The sequence below is a fragment of the Terriglobales bacterium genome (assembly GCA_035567895.1).
Lineage (GTDB): Bacteria > Acidobacteriota > Terriglobia > Terriglobales > Acidobacteriaceae > Gp1-AA112.
In genome coordinates this window covers 13,007-30,759 of sequence record DATMPC010000012.1, presented here as the reverse complement: position 1 = coordinate 30,759, position 17,753 = coordinate 13,007, and the positions used below count along the sequence as shown (strand labels likewise).

The window sequence follows — 17,753 nt, the reverse complement described above, 5'->3', positions numbered from 1 at the left end:
CTGAGCCCGGCATACTTCTCTCAAATGTTCCATCAATCGACGGGAGTTGCTCCGCACCAATTTGTTTTGAGGGCACGGGTGGAGCGAGCCAAGGAGCTGCTGGTAAAAGAAGACGCACGCGTCCTCGATGTAGCCATTGCGTGTGGATTCCAAACCCAACAGCACTTTGCAAGAGTGTTCCGTGCTCTCTGCAAGATGAGTCCCACGCAGTTCCGTCAAGCGAGACTCGCCTAATTCTTCACAGCCAACGAGAGGGTGAGCTCCGGGCCGCAGAATTAGCTGACGGTGACGCTTTTCTGCTCGACGCGGAGCAAATGAAATATTCACGGTATATTCATGCACCTCCAGTGATGCTCAATCATCGAAACGCAGGTGGCTAAAGCGGACCAGCCAAATCATCATGATGCGACTGCGCTTAAAGGAAGAATTTACTAGAAACGAGGAAAGGACTGATGGTAGAGAGTTGGAAACGCGAAGCGCTCCCGCGCTCGCCGCGATCAACGCTTTTGTGCGTGGATCTTCTGCCCGGCTGTCCTCCAGCAACAAACTAGGATGGGATGGAGTTTACCTGGAACATCATAGGATGTTTCCAGGTGAACGAAACGATTCTGCTTCCACTCACCATTTAGTTGTGCTCTGTACCAGCCATGTAGCGCGAGGGGAAACCTCATGGGAGCGCGCGCACTTCCTCCCCTACTCCTTCTCTCCAGGAGACATGAAACTTTATTCTGCAGGTCTGATCGGTGCATGCCGGCGATTTACCGACGCCACAGCGATCTCGTGCGCCCTGGACCCTAAGTTGGTGGCCGAAGTCGGAGGCGATCTGGGCGCGCCTTCAACAGTGGAGTTTCGACCGACCGCGAATCTTCGTGATGATTCTCTGCAAGGCATAGTCAAGCTCTTGGCGGCAGAAGCAAATTCACAGGGGGCATCGGGAAGGCTATATGCGGATCACTTAGCTCACGCTCTCGCTCTGAGATTTCGACAGCTTTCCAGCGGACTACGAGGTCCCAAACCGTCACAATCTGGGAAGATGCCGACTCGAATTCTGCAGCGCGTTCTCGACAGGATGCGGGCTGACCTCGCCACCAACCTTGATCTACATACCATCGCTGCAGAAAGCGGATACAGCCGAACTCATTTCTTGCGTACCTTTCGGGCATCGACGGGATACTCCCCGCATCAGTGGCTAACGCACCTGCGGATCGAAGAAGCAAAGATCCTGCTGCAGAAAGCTTCCAATTCTCTGATCGATATCGCGCTAGACTGTGGTTTTTCGAGCCATGGACATTTTTCGAACACCTTCCGCAGAATCGTCGGGGTAGCCCCGCGCGAATACCGCCGCAATTATGGTTTGATTCTGTAAGAATGGCTCCTTTTCGTGAGTAACTTCTTAACCCCCTCGCTATGCTCTCGATGATGGTCAAACGGCCATCAAACTCTGCGCGCACACTAACGTTTGGCAACGATACGGCCGCGCGGTCAAAGGAGCATCTGTATATGTCTGTTAAATTGCATACCAGCTTGAGCCGTGGTAAAGCATGGTCCGCCAAGGAGGCCTCTAGGAGAAAGCACGCTGGCTGCCCGAACACCGGTATCCACCACGTTGGATTACGCGCTACAAACCCGGCGGCGGCGGAATTCTACAGGGACGTTCTTGGCATGGAGATCGTCGGCGGGAGCGCGCCCGATCATTCGCTCGGAGCGACCGCCTTCCTGAGCAGCCGTCCCGATGAGGAATCGCACGAAATAGCCTTGTTCGCCAACCCCGTTTTTGCGCACATCGCCTTCAAGGTCTTTTTACTCGCCGAGTTCCGGTCCATCCACGCGCGCTTTGTGAAGAAGAATATTCCGATCAAGTTCGTCTTTAACCACCGCGTGTCCTTCGCCTTCTATTTCGACGATCCTGACGGCAACACGATCGAAGTCTACTGGCCCACAGAGGATCTGAGCTGCACGCAGCCCTTATGCCGAACCCCTCGATCTCTCGCAGCCGGACGAGGCGCTGCTTGAGAAGACTAAGCAAGATCGACGATTACATTAGCCGTGTCGGGTTGGCCGCTCCGACCGAGAGCATCCCACGATTGCTCGATGGCTATCAGCAGGAAGAGTTGACAGAACTGAACTCGCAACGGGTGGGAATCTCCACTGTTATGTGGGCAACGGGATACGCTTTTGATTTCAGCTTCGTGAAGTTGCCAGTCGTCGATTCGGACCGATATCCCATCCAGAAGCATGGAGTCAGTCACCAGATACCCAGGCTTGTACTTTCTAGGATTGCCCTGGTTGTACAGCCGAAGGTCGGGGAATTCTGTTCGGTATCGGAGACGATGCTGCTTATCCGGCAGCATATATTGCCGCGCGCGACTCACAGCGCCGGGAATACAACACGCGCTCGCGTGTCTTATGCGATGTAGTCGATAGAGTTGCAAAACCAGCAAGGGGACTGACAAGCGGGGACTGACAAACAAAGATCACAGCGGACAACAAATAAATTTGGGACCACCGTAGCAAAAGACTTGCACTGTAATGCAAGGCAAGGTCGCAATCGCAGGTGAGGCTTCCTACGAGGGGGCCCGGCGAGATACCTGATCAACAAGCAAGGCGCGAAGTAGGGGGTACACATGCTCGAAGCTAGGAGTAAACGCATTAGCGAGGTAAGCGCCCGCTTGATGGAAGCCGACGCAGAGACGCTATGGGTAGAGATTCGAGAGTTGGCGCGGAACCAGGACTACCCGTTCGCCGGCCGAATCCTTGAGGTCGGCGAGCACGAGCACTGGACAGTGACGCACGTTGCCCTCGCCCTCGCCCACATGTTGCTCCAACAACCACGGTCAGAACCTCAAAGAGATGATGGCGTTCATGAACCGCCCGATCATCATGAACCGGCATTGCCCGAACAGACTTCGATCTGGCTAGATGGGGCGATTCGAGAACCGGGCCTTAGTCCCGGCAAATCGTTCTCGCGTTCTTCCGTTCTCGGATATCGACATGCCGACAGGGAATAAAGATGCTAGCTGAAGTGTTTCAATCCTAAGTAAGAAAACGAAAACTTTCACTCCACAAAAGAGAAATTCTGATGAATAATCCCCACAAGTTCGGCACGGAGTCTGGATCTGATCATGCACTCGAACAACGTGCACCTATTGTCACTCACCATGACACCATCAAATGGTTTGAGGCAATCGCCGGAGAACGATTGTGCATTCGGGTTCACGGAACGCAGGTGAATGGCCGCTATGCAATTATGGAAAATATCGCGGCGCCAGGCACAGCAACACCTATGCACTTCCATGCGGAAGATGAAATTGTTCACATCCTTGAAGGGTCTGTGACCTTCAGCATCCACGGCAACGTTTTCAACGCCTCCGTCGGCTCAATTGTGGTTATTCCCGCAGGCGCACATCACGCGTGGAGGAATCGTTCGAACGCTCCGATCCGCATGTCGACCTTCTTTTCACCAGGTGGAGTAGAAGAGCTTTACCCCAAGCTTGTCGGCTTGTCGCTGGAAGAGCTATCTACTGTAGTCGAACCATTCGGATCAGGCATTGTTGGGCCGCCCATCGATGAGTAACGTCCCAGGACGGGTGGCGCACCCTTAGAATTGAGTAGTGCTCTGTTTCTGGTTTTGTCTCTCTCAGGGGTCTCCCATACTGCTCGATTGCGCACCCCGCGAAAAAGCCCGCGGAGTGCGGCACCCACAGCCTGGGCGTTGCACACGAAAAAAATCAGGCTGCGCCACCCGCCTGTTCCCGACATTACTCGGCCATTCGTACGAACCGAGGAAGTGCCAACCCCGCAAAAGAACTCAACGCTAGATCTCAATGAACCAATCCTTCAATTCTCACGATATTCCGATAACGCCTGGAGGCCGCGACGACGAGCTTGTGCCCATTGGGAGACCAACTAAAAAATTCCACAGTCTCAGCAGGAATATTTACGATCCTATGTGGTGGGCCACCGGTCAGGGGCTGCGTCCATAATTCGTGTTCTCCACCGGTGTTTTTCAAATACTCAATTGATTTGCCATCAGACGAAAAGCGCGGAGGCCCCATCCGTTGGAAGTCCTCCACTTCCGATGACCGAGTTGGGACGAACCAAGAATCGCCTACCATTTTGTTCGCTCCGCCCTCAGACGGAATCAAGCAAATCCGCCATCGCATTGGCGGCTTTCCGGCAGTTGTGCTCAGAAGGCTGTTAATATAGGCAATGTGCGTTCCATCTGGCGAAATCGATGGCAGGAGCGCCTGTGCAATCTCATCAGTACTCTCCTCATCAATCTGCGGCAACTCAGTCTCACCTCTTCCATCGATTCCAGCTCGCCAGAGCGAAGCGTGTGGGCGAACATATCGGCTGAAGACGACCCATTTGCCATCAGGTGAACAGTCTCCCATTCCAAGTGTATTAGTTGCAATCCTGACTGCTCTATTTTCCTTACGATCAATGCGAAACAACTCAGAAGCCGAACCCGTCCGTCGAGAAAAGAGAATGTGTTCACCGTCTCCGCACGCTGCCGCATTATCGATGCGCTTACCGTCACTAAACAGCAGTCTTCGGCTTGATCCGTCCGAATTTAACTCGAACAATTCTTGGTTGCGAACGACAAGCAATAGGTGATCGTTGTCCAGCCAACCTGCGACAGTTTCATCTTTATTCGATGAAACTTCCGAGAATCTGAGGTCGGTGGCGACCCAGGTAGTGAAGAACGTGGCTTCCTGCGCCGCAACTACGGTTTTTCCATCTGCTGTGATGCTGATTTCGTTATAGTCATCGGTATCGTGCGTCATTTGGCGGGCTGCGCCCTCCGGATAGGGTTGGAACCAGATTTGGCCCGGTGACTTGGGAGCTGCGTCGCGTGCAATCACGACTAGTCCGCTCCCGTTCGGCATCCAGAGGACTCTCCGCACGCGTTCTGCAATTTTGATCAAACGTGATGGGCCGCCCGATGCAGGGAAAATCTCGATTGCACTGAAATGCTTACCATTCGCTTCCATGTCACTGGTAGTTGCTATCAGGCGTCCGTCCGGGGACCACGCGGGTTCATTTCCGAAGCTACCCTCGTCTCCGCGCCGCGAAGCCAGAATCTTCACTTCGCTGCCACCGACATCGGAAACAACGAGCCGAAAGATAGAAGAAGAGAAATCCCAGACAGCGTAAGCCCATCGTTTGCCATCAGGCGAGACAGCCAGACCTGAAGCGACATGGTCGAGAAGCATTTTGGGAATTCCGCCGAGGATCGGAATCTCATATACGGCTGTGGACTGTCCAACATTCTCCGGCTCCAGACGGGTGTAATGAACATAGTTGCCATCTGGAGTGAACGATAATTGCAATAAGGAGAGCTCCTGCTCGGGTACCAGTTGAGTGATGCTGCCAGTCGGCAGATGACGGATCCATAAGGAGGCAGATGTACCCTTTCCACGTTCCTTGTAAGCTACGTATTTGCCATCTGGTGAAACTGCGGCTACAAGTGCATTTTCAAGGCCAGGCAAGGGCGTTATGACCAAGCCAGATGCTGCCGAAGTGTTGTTCCGCCAACGTGTGAAGAGTATCGCGAGACTACCAAGAGCAAAAAGCGACAGGACTGCCACCGCTACCCACGAATTAAGTCGCCGCCTTCCTCGGATCATTTTCGGGGAATCTTCCGCGAACGGGAAGCTACCCGAAGAAGCGTGAGGATGGCCATCCACTGCCGCATCCGTCGTCACGGCGAGCGCCAGTGCGGCGGCGCCAACTGCCTGTAAACCCTTCAGCACAGAGGGGCGCTCTGAAGGCGCAGTTATTGACCCGATAAACCGATAGCCGCGACGCGGGAGTGTCTCGATGAATTGCGGTTGCTCGGCCGAATCCCCGAGCGCTTCCCGCAGGCGATTGACGGACGCATTCAGTCCGTGGTCAAAGTCCACAAATGTTTCAGCCGACCAGAGTTTTTCGCGCAACTCCTCCCGGCTCACGAGCTCGCCCGGATGTTGCAACAGCAGGACTAGAACTTGAAACGACTGTCGGGGCAGCCGCAGTTTCAGCCCATGCTTGCGGAGTTCTTCGGTGCGCAAATCGACCTCGAAAGCGCCGAAATGAACCGCTCCGCTTACGACTTCCATCTTATTTCTCGCAAAGGATGGGTAGCGGAGAGTGTAGCACCGAACGCAGCCGCTCTCCTCAACTCCGAGGAGGCGGCGAACCCCAATGACTCCAAATAGATGGCCTGCGACGTCAATGTGAGGTCAATAGGACAGGCGCGGCATTGAGCTAGAAACGCTGGAGCGCGACAGTGCCTGCAATCGAAGCCAATAACAGGCTAGAGCAGCGAGGTCGTCACCATGAAAGTTTTCGTTGTTCTCGTGAACCTGACCGTTGTATTCGCTCTCGGATGCGGCGGCGGAGGAGCCGGCTCCACCGCTCCCACAGTGACGCTCACTGCTTCGACGACGAACATACTCATTGGTCAGTCCGACACGCTCAGCATCACGGCTACAAACGCATCGAGCTGTACGCTTTCGGGTCCAACCAATTCAGGCTCAGTTCCTTGCAATGGCAGCTTTTCCGTATTCCCGAACTCAACAGGGACGATGATTTATATGGTCACCGCCAGCCGTTCGGGCGCCGCACCCGCGACGGCATCAGTCACGATCACCGTCAGTTCGATTCCCTCGCTAACAGTGACGCCAGCTATAGCTATTCTGCCGATTGGAGGGACGCAGCAGTTCACCGTTAGCGTAAGTCCCCCCGCAGCGAACCAGACGGTCACCTGGACCATTCAAGAAGGTACAACTGGCGGTACGGTAACCTCTGCCGGGCTTTACAGCGCGCCTGCATTCTCGGGCACCTTCCACCTGATCGCTACCAGCGCCGCAGATCCGAGCAGGAGCGGCATGGCCACCATCAGCGTTGGAGAGACTACTGGTGCCTTTTCGCCCAACGCGAATATGAACCGCGTAGCCGGCGTTCACACCGCAACGCTCCTCAATGACGGCAGAGTTCTCATGGCCGGAGGGAGCCAGGGTCCTACCGAGGATTTTGAAGAAGCGGGCCAGTCCGATGCCGAACTTTATGATCCGGCGACCCATTCGTTCGTGCTCACCGGACGGATGATCTCGCCCCGCGATTGGCATACCGCGACGCTTCTCCAAAATGGGAACGTGCTCGTGACCGGCGGCTTTGGAGTCGGTCTTGATCAACCTCCAACTCTGGCCTCTGCAGAACTGTTCGATCCAGCCACCGGTACTTTCTCCGGTACGAAGGATATGAGCACACTTCGTGCTGCGCATACCGCCACTCTGTTGCCCAATGGGCAGGTATTGCTTGCCGGCGGAGGTAACGAGGGAGGATTCGGATTCCCAGCTTTCGGCGCCGCTTCCGCGAGCGTCGAGCTCTACGATCCGGCCGCAAATTCGTTCATTCCCGCCGGCGCCATGGGCACACCGCGCTACTCACACACAGCAACGCTCCTGCCGAACGGAAAAGTCCTGATCGCCGGAGGTTTGACGACATTCCTACTTCCGTCGAGTTTCGCTTTTAACGCACTCTCGACGGCTGAGCTATACGATCCGCTCACGGGCTCTTTCGCGCCGACAGGCAACATGGGAACCGCACGCGGCGGACACACTGCCACCCTTCTGACCAGCGGGAAAGTGCTCGTCACGGGTGGAGTGATTAGTATCGCTTCAGTCAGTAGCTCCAGCTGCGCAGGTTCGCCGGCAACAATGATCGCGTCGACCGCGGAGCTTTATGATCCGGCAACGGGAACATTCACGCCCACGGGCAGCATGGTGGAAGCCCGAGAGGAACACATGGCGACCCTGCTACCGGACGGCAACGTCTTGATAGCCGGCGGCGGTACCGCAATTCAGGGCGTTTTGAATACTGCAGAAATCTATGAGCCCGCGACCGGTTTTTTTGCAGAGACGGCGTCGATGGGAACACGGCGCACTGCGCATACCTCGACGCTGCTTCCGGATGGCACAGTGCTGGTCGCAGGCGGAAATAGCGATGGAGGACGGGTCGATACTCTCTGCGCGTATTCTCTTGGCTCAGCGGAGACCTTTAGAGCACTGTCTAAGTGATGCCTGACCGCGAATCGCTATCGATCCGTCGGAGAAGTTTCCCTTTGTGGCGAATTCCGGCTCAAATAACGTCTCGGTGTACAGGATTGATGCTGCAACCGGGACTTTGACCTTCATAGCATGCTGTACCAGGTTCCGTCCGGCTCGAAGTCGTCGGGTTCGGGATGGGCAACGCGATGGTTCTTATAGAAAGCGCTGAGGTCGGCGATCGGCGTAATCGATCCGTTGCTGTTCACGCGGAACACGATGTTGGCCGTGCCGGCGAGACCATGCGAGCAGCCGGCGCCGGCCAGGACCGCGTAGAGCGTGTCGCCAATGAATGCCACATCGGCAACGCCACTCACTAACGAACCTAGCGCAGCGGAAGTTTGCGACGACGGCAGATGATCGACGACCGTCGTGCGCGCGCCGGTGGCTACGTTGATTTTTGAAATCCGCGCATTGAAGTCGCCGGTGTAAGGTCCGACGGGTGGGACGACCTGCGGCACAGACCGGCACTCGACTTCGTTCCACCCGTGCCGCCTTCGGCGACATAGAGGTGTCCATCGGGCCCAAACTTCAGTCCTCTCGGGTTGTGAACATCACTGTTGATAACGGTCTGAGCAGAAGCGCCGATTGCGATCAGCAGCAGACATGAAGTAAAAGCAGTTCGCCAGAGTTTCACGTTCTTCCTCCTCGCGACAAATTGAGTTCAAAGTTGCTCGACTGGGGGCGAGCACACGAAAAGCAGATGCAGATAAGGAGCTAGGGCCTGAGCAGAGGGAGCGATTGGGGCTGGGGAGCGCCCAAGAGCCTACTCGGGGACTCGGGGAGTGTCAAATGATTAGGACACGGCCCGCTCAGGTCGATGCGCCTGCGGAATTGCTCTCGCATTCCCGCGCGATGCCTACATCATGGGAAACCGGGGACGATCCTCATTTATGGCGGGCAGACCTTCGCAGGGCAATGTCTTAGGGAAGGGCACGACTTTACAGGCTGCGGAAAAACGTTGTGGATTCCAAAATGGAATACCTCAGCGGCTAAAGCCGGATCCTCTTAATTCTTCATGACGGCACGGCTAAAGCCGATGCCCTTCCCTGCGCCTCAGAACGGGGCGGCTAAAGCCGATGCCCTTCCCTGGACGGGTGGCCGGCTGATCGGCGCTCATGTCATCCCACGCTCGCGAACGGAGCGGCCATTCCTCAGCACCGAACGTAGTTCGGTGATACCACGAGTCGAGATTGTGAGTCAACGAAAATTTCATTTTGGAACTTATGCCGCTGGGGTAAGTGCTCGTCCGCAATGATCGGACGCTGGCGCGAGCAACGGATTACAAATCTCATGATTCACTGCTTATTCACTGTTATTCACTGTTCTTTGTGGCGCGTAAAAATCGCAAATTTCGATAATCTCTGACGCGGCAGGAGGTTGCGCGGAACTGTCCGTTGCTCGCCGGCGTTTTCAGAAAAAATTCACTGTTAGATTCACTGTTAAATTCGCTGTTCCGCGAACACCAGTGAATTAAGACTGGTTCAGGCTGAGTCCGTTGCTCGCTCGAAGAGCCGCCGATCCGTTCTTCTCGCAGGACGCATGCGCCAATGGAGCCTGCGGAGCGGGGGCTCCGGCTTTGGTTACCAAGAGGAGCCGATCCCAGCTTGCAAGGTGTTCTTCGACTCGCGCTGCGCAGAGATCGCAGTTAATCTTTCTCGCATCAACTTGGACTGCTCGGACGAGAAGAGGAGTCGTCCGCGCTCGACTGCCTTTAGTTCTTCAGGCTCCCAGAAGCCACGCATAATTCCCGAAAGGGAATGCGAGTTTAGTCCCAACAGAAGATGCCCGACCTCGTGTGCCATCACGTGCGCTAAGAGGTGCGCAAGCGACACTTTCCAATCCCGGTGAAGTTCGTTGACTCGATCGAAGTAAATGTCGGTGAGTTGTCCAGTGCCATCCTGTCCCAGGAATGCGGCTCCGAAAACGTCATCTTTCAGCTTTCTGGTCTCATGGACGACTTGAACGACGACGTCGCCCGGTTGAGGCAGGCCTGTGCAATCCGTCCCAGCGACGCCGGCAGTTGAGCAGCTTATCCAGATTGCATGGAGACCGGAGAGTCTGAAGATGCGTGTCGCGTTTTCTTCTGCCTGGGATAGAACTCGGCTCGAAACTCCGGCGTGGTTGTAAACGAAGATGTTCAAGAGATGTTGTTGACTCGCCTGAGCCCAAGCGCCCAGAGCTGCCAGTTGCATGAGGGCTAGAATCCAGAACCCAGATCGGCGGGCCATTGTGATCGCCTCCTCGGCATTGCCAACATCGATCCCGAGTGTGCGTACCTCAATGGCGGGAGAATCACCGCCAACCTAAATGTGGGTAACGAGATAAGCTGCGTAACGTCTAAAACTTAGAAGCTTTGGTGACTTGGCGGAATCCAACCGGAGGGTGTTAGAGTCGGTGATGCTTGCGGGGTGGCAATGGCGGTAACCAGCGCGAACGAGCTGCCGACGATCCGCTTTGGTACGTTCGAAGTGGATCTGCGGGCGGGGGAACTTCGTCGCAACGGTTCGCGGATACGGTTGCAGGAACAACCGTTCCAGATACTGCTTGCTCTAATCGAACGACCGGGCGAGATCGTTACCCGCGATGAACTGCAAAAGAAGCTTTGGCCGGCGGACACCTTTGTCGATTTTGATCACAGCCTCAACGCTGCGATCCGGCGCCTTCGCGACGCTCTGGGTGACTCTGCCGAAAATCCTCGGTTTGTTGAGACTGTTGCGCGGCGGGGTTATCGCTTCATCGCTCCGGTGAATGGAATCGCGACGCCGGTGGAACAGCCGAAGGCCGATCCTGCTCCGGTTTCTCCCGTCCGGCGTAAATGGCTGTGGCTTGCGCTCGTGCCAGTGCTCGCCATCGTTTTAAGCATCGGTTTTCATGCAGGTCTGCGGTCCTCGCAGGGGAGTCAGGCGAGCGAGAGCCGGCTTACTGCAAATCCGGAAGAGGCGCGAATCACCGGCGCGGCGATCTCGGCTGACGGGAAGTGGCTGGTCTTCTCCGATAAATATGGTTGTTACCTGCGCCAGATGGACACTGGTGAAACTCACTCCATCCCACTGCCTGCCGGTTTCATTCCACAGCCGGCGAGCTGGTTCCCTGATGGGACTCACATACTCGTGACCTGGGTTGCTGGTCCGCACGAACCTACGAGCTTGTGGACGATTTCCATCATGGGCGGTACGCCGCGCAAGCTGGCTGATCAGGGCCGCTGGGCTGGAGTGTCTGCGGACGGATCGCAGATTGTGTACGCCGAGCATTCCGAGGCGGCGTGGCTCACGCCGGAAGGCAGCACGGCGCTGTGGATCATGCAGGCGGATGGCGAGAGGCCTCATAAGGTCCTCGAGAGCGATGGGAGTCACTTCAAGAATTCTTTTGGCCCCCCGGCATGGTCTCCGGATGGAAAGCGCATCGCATTCGTTCGCAGCAAGTACGATCCCAGCGGCTGGGGAACTACTTCCCAAATTGAGACTCTGGAAATTGCGAGCCGCAAGACCGAGGTCGTGCTTCAGACTCCTGGCCTGCTTGGGGGATTAGCATGGACGAAGGACGATCGTCTTATTTATGCAACCATCGCCTCGCCTCTGTCGCCTGGAAATTCCACCCTCTGGGCGTATCGCATGTTCGGCCCAGACAACGCGAGGTTTCGTGGGCCGATTCGCCTCAGCAGTGGCCCTGGATACATTGGCTCTATCAGCATAAGCGCTGGCAATCGCCTGACGCTTCTGCGAAACACGATTCAGCCCGACGTGTACGTCTCCACACTTGAAGCTGGAGGAAAAGAGCTTAGTGCTCCGCGTCGGCTCACGCTTGACGATCGCGACGACTATCCATTTGCCTGGACGCCGGATAGCAAGTATGTCCTCTTTGTCTCGAATCGGGATGGTCCGTATCACATCTTCAAGCAGGCGCTGGACCAGACCGAACCTGAGGTCCTGGTGGGCGGCGACATGTGGGCATACTTGCCCCGTTTGACTCCGGATGGCTCGTCGCTCCTCTACTACGTTTCGCGCAAAATGTCAGACACGCCGAGCCCGGTCCCCTTGATGCGCATGCCGCTGGCCGGCGGTCCTCCGCAATTGGTTCTGGAGCATGTGGGAGTGAACAACGAGCAGTGTGCGCGCGCCCCCGCTACTCTCTGTTTGCTAAGCGAGATTGATCAAAAAGGCGAACGCTTCTTCAGCTTCGATCCGGTGAAAGGTGCGCGTCGAGAAATTCCGCAGCTGCTGATTGAGGGGGTGGATTATTCGACTTATAACTGGAGCTTATCGCCTAACGGGCAGAGTCTGGTGACTTCGAATAAGACGCAAGTCTATACGAGCCTTACTAAGAATGAGCCCGCCATCAAGATCACGTCACTTCATGATTTCAGTAGCAGGACGATTCCCGTTCCGGGATGGGCTGCCCTGACTTCGCTCGACTGGGCGGCGGATAGCAAAAGCATTTGGGCCGCCGCTCATACTACGGATGGCATCTGGGCGCTATTGAATGTCGATCTCGAGGGACATGTTCGACCGATGCTGCGCGACGACAAGATGCTGATAGGGTGGGCGATCCCATCGAACGATGGACATCATTTGGCGCTCTGGAAGGCGAGCGGAAACTCAAACGTCTGGATGCTGGATAAATTTTAGCCGCTCCGCTGCACTCCGGGTTGATACTCACTCTTCCGAAAGCAATTTCCCTAGTGTTGGCTTGTGCTTCGAGTCTTTTCGCGATTCCTTCAATGTAGGGATCCTCTGCACCGGAGGCGGCGTGCCGATCGTGGCACGAGCCATGGACTTTACCGCTTTCGTTGCGCTGAATTTCTTCTTCTTTTTCCGGGTTGCCATCCTTCGCCGCTTTCCCTCGGGAACACAGGCATTATGCAATAATCGCGTGTTGCCCGGGACGTGGCGGAGGTTTTGTGGAAGAACGCGAGATGTTCGATGAGAGAGACCAGAAGCGGTCGCACAACCTCACATGTCCGCATTGCCGTCAGGCCGGTGACTACGAGCTCTCATGGCTCGTCCGCACCAAGAAGCGCCAGCTTCCACCTCGCGCGGACGAGCGCGATCGAGCTAAGTTCGCCAAGGCGCGGTCATACATGGTGCGGAAGGACGACATGGTCGCATGCAAGAACATGCGCTGCCGCAAGCGCTTCGAGGTTGCTGGAGTCCAATCCGTCGCCTTCCTGGAGTAAAGGCAAGAACAAGAGCGAACACGAAGGCCACGAAGGACAAGCCAAGGTCACAAAGAAATTCTTCGTGACCTTGGCTTGTCCTTTGTGACCTTCGTGTTCGCTCCGGGCCCTTCTCGTTTATACTCACCAGTTTGCCCGAACAGATATGAAGATTCTGGTCTGCATGAAGCAGGTGCCGCAGAAGGACGCGCCTCTCAAGCTCAACGAGAGCGGCACGTGGATCCGAGAAGACGTCTCTTACGAGGTCAACGAGCCCGACGCTTACGCGCTCGAAGAGGCGCTCCGCCAAAAGGAGAAGCACGGGGGCGAGGTGGTCGTAATCACCACCGGCCCGGCGCGCGCGCAGCAGGTTCTGCGTGAGGCTCTCGCCAAGGGTGCTGATCGCGCCATTCATCTGGAAGGTAACGAGTTTGTTGGACTGGATTCATTTAACACGGCGAAAGCCATCGCAGCTTCCATCAAAGAAGAGCAGTTTGACCTGATCTTTACTGGTCTGCAGTCGGACGATTACGGCTACGCGCAAACCGGAGTCTTGCTGGCTGAGATTCTAGGATGGCCGCATGCGACGATCATCATGAGTATTGAAAAGAGCGATGGTGGCATTCGCCTGAAACGCGAGCTTGAGGCCGGATTCTTTCAGCATCTCGAAATGCCGTTGCCGGCGGTGCTTACGATTCAATCCGGCATCAACAAGCTGCGCTATGCGACTTTGATCGGCATCAAGCAGGCGAAGAACAAGCCGCTGCGGAAGGTGACTCACGGCGAAATCCAGCAGGCGCTCGGACCGAATCTGCAGAAAATCGAGAAGCTCTACATTCCACAAAAGCAGAAGAAGACCGAGATGCTGGAGGGATCGGCTGCTGAAGTAGCCAAAAAGTTGGTGGATAAACTTAAGAACGAGGTTCGCGTACTTTAATCACGGGCTGCGCCATTTGCATCGAACTGAATAGGATCGAGGTGATAGTTCAGGAGGATGTATGGCGATTCCGGAAAAGGGAAGTGGATCAAATCGGGCAGAGCAGCAGCACCATCACGGAGGCCATAGTTTCGGGATGGACATTCACCCGGAACGCTATCCGCGCGAGTCGTTGAGTCGCCTGGAAGAGGGCATTCTCGACGATAACGCGCTGCGTCATGCGCATGATCGATTGGGATTCGTGGGGCCAGATTTGGAATCTCGCGTCGAGGACAGCCGCAATCTGAGCCGCACGCTCATGGTGCTGGGAGGTTTCCTGTTGATCTATGCCTGGGTGCTGCTGGTTTGGGTCGGCTGGGACGTGGGCAGCGGGAACGCGTTTTTCAGCGTCATGTGCACGGTCTCGGGCACGATAGGTTTGGCACTCGTTCTGTGGGGCTACGTCGAGCGCAGGCGCGTGCTCCGTTTGCGTCTCCACATGGGAGCAGAGGAGAGGCGTGAGAGGATTCGCAGATTCCAGGGAAGCCATCCCGCCGCATAAAGCGAGAATTCTCGCCATTGCCGGTGCGGTCTTCCTTGTGCACGCTGCTCTCCTGCTTGCCTTCTGGCCGCGCCGGTGGCCTGTAGATTACAAGTGGCTGCTGCTGCCGGATAGTCTTGGAGCATATGCGTTGCTTGCGCTTGGACTGCAGCATTCGAAAAAGAGTAAAACCAGGAGCGAACACGAAGGTTACGAAGGCAAGGATAAGGTCACGAAGAGTGCTCCGTGACCTTGGGTTATCCTTCGTGACCTTCGTGTTCGCTCTTCCAGTGTTCCGCAAAAGGAGTTCATGGCAGACACAATCCTCGTGGTAGTCGAGCAGCGTGAAGGCAAGCTGAACCGTATCTCGCTGGAGACGCTTACCGCAGCACAGGCGATTGCGGCACAGAGTGGCTTGAGTCTTGAGGCTGCCGTACTCGGCGTAGGCATTGATCCGGTCGTTCAGGAGATCGCAAAGGCAAGAGTTGCAAAGGTGTATGCTATCGAGTCTCCGCAGCTCGAACGATATACCGCCGACGCGTATGTCCGTGCGCTCAAGCAGTTCATCACATCCAAGCAACCGAAGCTCGTGCTCATGCCCCACACGTATCAGGTCCGCGACTTCGCGCCGAAGCTCGCTGCAGCTCTCGGACGAACGCTGATCAGCGATGCGGTTGGCTATCGAAAAGACGGCGCCAAGCTGGTTTTCACTCGTCAGATGTTCCAAGGTAAATTCGCCGCCGATGTTTCATTCAGTTGCGATCCACCACACTTTGCCACATTCCAAGCAGGTTCCTACCGCGGGGACAAGGTTGAGATAGGTACGAGCGCAGCTCCGGTCGAGAAAGTCCCGGCGCAAGTAGATGGCGCTGCAATCCGCGTCAAACCGCTCGACATCTTCAAAGAGGCAAAGCAGGCAGTAGATCTGACGCAGGCCGAAATTATCGTTTCAGTCGGTCGCGGAATCAAGGAGCAGAAGAACATCGAACTTGCGAAAGCCCTGGCCGATGCTCTCGGAGGAGAAATCGCCGCATCGAGGCCGATCTGCGATTCCGGCTGGCTACCAATGGATCGACAAATCGGTTCTTCGGGACAAACAGTGGCTCCGAAATTGTACCTGGCGTTAGGAATCAGCGGTGCTATTCAGCACATCGTAGGAATGAAAGGTTCTAGAAGTATCATTGCAATAAATAAAGATGCTGAGGCTCCCATTTTTGAAATTGCAGACTTCGGCGTCGTCGGCAACCTGTTCGACATCGTTCCTGCACTGACCGAGGAAGTAAAGAAAGCTAAGGCATAAAGAGCGTTCGTTCGCCTTTCCTAAAATGATCTTTCGCACTCCTCTCCCTGACATTGATCGTCCACAAATGGAAGCCGATGTCGTTATTGTTGGCGGCGGTCCGGCTGGCATGGCTTGTGCATTGCGGCTCTCGCAGCTCATTGACGAACACAACAGGAAAAACCCTGACTGGCCACTGAGCAAGGAGAACATCTACGTTCTCGAGAAAGCTCGCGAGGTTGGACAGCATTGTCTTTCAGGTGCGCTGCTTGATCCCCGATCGATGCGCGAGTTGCTTCCTGGCTTCGAGAAGGAAGCGCCGATTGATGCTGAGGTTAGCAAAGAAGCGGTTTACTTTCTCACCGAGAACTCGAAGTTCAAATCTCCCATTACGCCGCCTCCCATGCGCGATCACGGCAATTACGTGATCTCGATTAACAAGTTCGTGAAGTGGCTCGGGGAAAAAGTCGAACAGGCCGGCATCACTATTTTTACCGGATTTGCCGGATCGGAACTCCTGGTTGAGAATGATCGGGTAATCGGTGTCCGCACAGACGACAAAGGACTCGATAAGCAGAACCAGCCCAAGTCGAACTTTGAGCCGGGCTATGACTTGAAGTCCAAGATCACGGTCCTGTCAGAAGGCACGCGTGGATCGCTCACAAAGCAACTCATAGGACGCTTCGGGCTCGACAGAGAGCGCAATCCGCAGACCTACGGCGTGGGCGTGAAGGAACTCTGGGAACTGCCGGCGGGGCGCATCGCGGCAGGCGAAGTGATTTACACGGCGGGATGGCCGCTCACAAATCACGAGTACGGTGGGGCATGGATTTACGGAAGCAAAGACAACATCGTCTCTCTCGGTTTCGTTATGGGGCTCGATTACAAGGATCCGCGCCTCGATCCGCATCACGTGATGCAAACGTTTAAGACGCATCCTTTTGTCCGTCAAATGCTCGAAGGCGGCAAGATGATTCGCTACGGCGCAAAGTCGTTGCCGTATGGAGGATGGTTTTCGATCCCGCCGCTTGCCGGTGATGGCTGGATGCTTACTGGCGATTCCGCCGGCTTCCTTAACTCTCAACGCCTGAAGGGCATTCACCTCGCGATCAAAAGCGGCATGCTTGCGGCCGAGTCAGCATATGAAGCCCTTGTCGACGGTGATTTCAGCGCGAATCAGCTTTTCAGCTATCAGGGTCGCGTGGAAAAGAGCTGGATTCGCGAGGAACTATGGAAGGTCCGCAACTTCCACCAGGGCTTCGAGCACGGAATGTTCGAAGGCATGATTCATGCTGCACTGCAGCAGATCACACTGGGACGCGGCCTCCACGAGCGTTACACGGCTCACGCCGGCCACAAGCGCCTGCAGCAGATCAGTCATCTCCCGATCGGCGGCTATGGTCGCGAGCACATGCTGGGTGCGGTGAAGGGCGACGGCAAGCTAACCTTCGACAAACTCACGGACGTGTACCATTCGGGGACCAAGCATGACGATGATCAGCCGATTCATCTCGTGATTCACGACACCGACATCTGCAACACACGCTGTACTGTGGAGTACGGAAATCCGTGCCAGCACTTCTGTCCTGCGAAGGTTTACGAAATGGTAGAAGCCTCAGACGTGCCGAATGGAAAGGAGATCCACGTAAACTTCGCCAACTGCGTCCACTGCAAAACCTGCGACATCATGGACCCGTATCAGATCATCACCTGGGTTCCACCAGAGGGCGGAGGCGGTCCGAATTACGACGGTATGTAGCTCGCTAATTGAC

16 protein-coding genes are annotated in these 17,753 nt (G+C 55.7%); 13 read left to right on the top strand and 3 right to left on the bottom strand.

Annotation, left to right across the window (positions count from 1 at the left end):
• The 6 genes from VNX88_03900 to VNX88_03875 all read left to right on the top strand — a co-directional run.
• The coding region (locus VNX88_03900) for a helix-turn-helix transcriptional regulator (protein ID HWY67781.1) at nt 1-234 on the top strand (234 nt) is incomplete at its 5' end.
• Between the two features lie 481 nt (nt 235-715).
• On the top strand, nt 716-1,366 hold the full coding sequence (locus VNX88_03895; GenBank protein ID HWY67780.1) for an AraC family transcriptional regulator: 651 nt from the start codon (nt 716-718) through the stop codon (nt 1,364-1,366).
• A gap of 134 nt (nt 1,367-1,500) precedes the next feature.
• A complete protein-coding gene (locus VNX88_03890) occupies nt 1,501-2,013 on the top strand; it encodes a VOC family protein (protein ID HWY67779.1) in 513 nt (170 codons plus the stop codon).
• Nucleotides 2,010-2,417 (top strand): hypothetical protein, encoded by a 408-nt coding sequence (locus tag VNX88_03885; protein ID HWY67778.1) that lies wholly within the window; start codon nt 2,010-2,012, stop codon nt 2,415-2,417. Before VNX88_03890 ends, VNX88_03885 begins: the two co-directional genes overlap by 4 nt.
• A 207-nt stretch (nt 2,418-2,624) precedes the next feature.
• The gene (locus tag VNX88_03880) at nt 2,625-3,008 is read left to right on the top strand and encodes a hypothetical protein (protein ID HWY67777.1); all 384 of its coding nucleotides are present in this window, start codon (nt 2,625-2,627) and stop codon (nt 3,006-3,008) included.
• Nucleotides 3,009-3,079: 71 nt separating this feature from the next.
• Nucleotides 3,080-3,574, top strand: a complete 495-nt coding sequence (locus VNX88_03875; GenBank protein HWY67776.1) for a cupin domain-containing protein — start codon at nt 3,080-3,082, stop codon at nt 3,572-3,574.
• A 247-nt stretch (nt 3,575-3,821) separates the two neighbouring features.
• Here the strand turns inward: VNX88_03875 and VNX88_03870 are convergent, their stop codons facing one another.
• Nucleotides 3,822-6,101 (bottom strand): winged helix-turn-helix domain-containing protein, encoded by a 2,280-nt coding sequence (locus tag VNX88_03870; GenBank protein ID HWY67775.1) that lies wholly within the window; start codon nt 6,099-6,101, stop codon nt 3,822-3,824.
• Nucleotides 6,102-6,320: 219 nt separating this feature from the next.
• On the opposite strand from VNX88_03870, the gene VNX88_03865 reads away from it, so the two are divergent.
• On the top strand, nt 6,321-8,063 hold the full coding sequence (locus VNX88_03865; protein HWY67774.1) for an Ig-like domain-containing protein: 1,743 nt from the start codon (nt 6,321-6,323) through the stop codon (nt 8,061-8,063).
• Between the two features lie 113 nt (nt 8,064-8,176).
• Here the strand turns inward: VNX88_03865 and VNX88_03860 are convergent, their stop codons facing one another.
• Nucleotides 8,177-8,551 (bottom strand): hypothetical protein, encoded by a 375-nt coding sequence (locus VNX88_03860; protein HWY67773.1) that lies wholly within the window; start codon nt 8,549-8,551, stop codon nt 8,177-8,179.
• Between the two features lie 1,122 nt (nt 8,552-9,673).
• On the bottom strand, nt 9,674-10,321 hold the full coding sequence (locus VNX88_03855) for a hypothetical protein (protein ID HWY67772.1): 648 nt from the start codon (nt 10,319-10,321) through the stop codon (nt 9,674-9,676).
• A 186-nt stretch (nt 10,322-10,507) separates the two neighbouring features.
• On the opposite strand from VNX88_03855, the gene VNX88_03850 reads away from it, so the two are divergent.
• From VNX88_03850 to VNX88_03825, 6 genes are all read left to right on the top strand, one after another.
• The gene (locus tag VNX88_03850) at nt 10,508-12,718 is read left to right on the top strand and encodes a winged helix-turn-helix domain-containing protein (GenBank protein HWY67771.1); all 2,211 of its coding nucleotides are present in this window, start codon (nt 10,508-10,510) and stop codon (nt 12,716-12,718) included.
• A 272-nt stretch (nt 12,719-12,990) separates the two neighbouring features.
• Nucleotides 12,991-13,266: a hypothetical protein gene (locus tag VNX88_03845; GenBank protein ID HWY67770.1), complete on the top strand. Its 276-nt coding sequence runs from the start codon at nt 12,991-12,993 to the stop codon at nt 13,264-13,266.
• 145 nt (nt 13,267-13,411) lie between these two features.
• A complete protein-coding gene (locus VNX88_03840; GenBank protein ID HWY67769.1) occupies nt 13,412-14,182 on the top strand; it encodes an electron transfer flavoprotein subunit beta/FixA family protein in 771 nt (256 codons plus the stop codon).
• 61 nt (nt 14,183-14,243) lie between these two features.
• Entirely contained in the window at nt 14,244-14,723 is a 480-nt protein-coding gene (locus tag VNX88_03835) for a hypothetical protein (GenBank protein ID HWY67768.1), read from the top strand.
• A 289-nt stretch (nt 14,724-15,012) separates the two neighbouring features.
• Nucleotides 15,013-16,002: an electron transfer flavoprotein subunit alpha/FixB family protein gene (locus tag VNX88_03830; GenBank protein ID HWY67767.1), complete on the top strand. Its 990-nt coding sequence runs from the start codon at nt 15,013-15,015 to the stop codon at nt 16,000-16,002.
• 25 nt (nt 16,003-16,027) lie between these two features.
• Nucleotides 16,028-17,740 carry an electron transfer flavoprotein-ubiquinone oxidoreductase gene (locus VNX88_03825; GenBank protein ID HWY67766.1) on the top strand — a complete coding sequence of 571 codons (1,713 nt, stop codon included), beginning with the start codon at nt 16,028-16,030 and terminating at the stop codon, nt 17,738-17,740.
• Nucleotides 17,741-17,753: the final 13 nt, after the last annotated feature.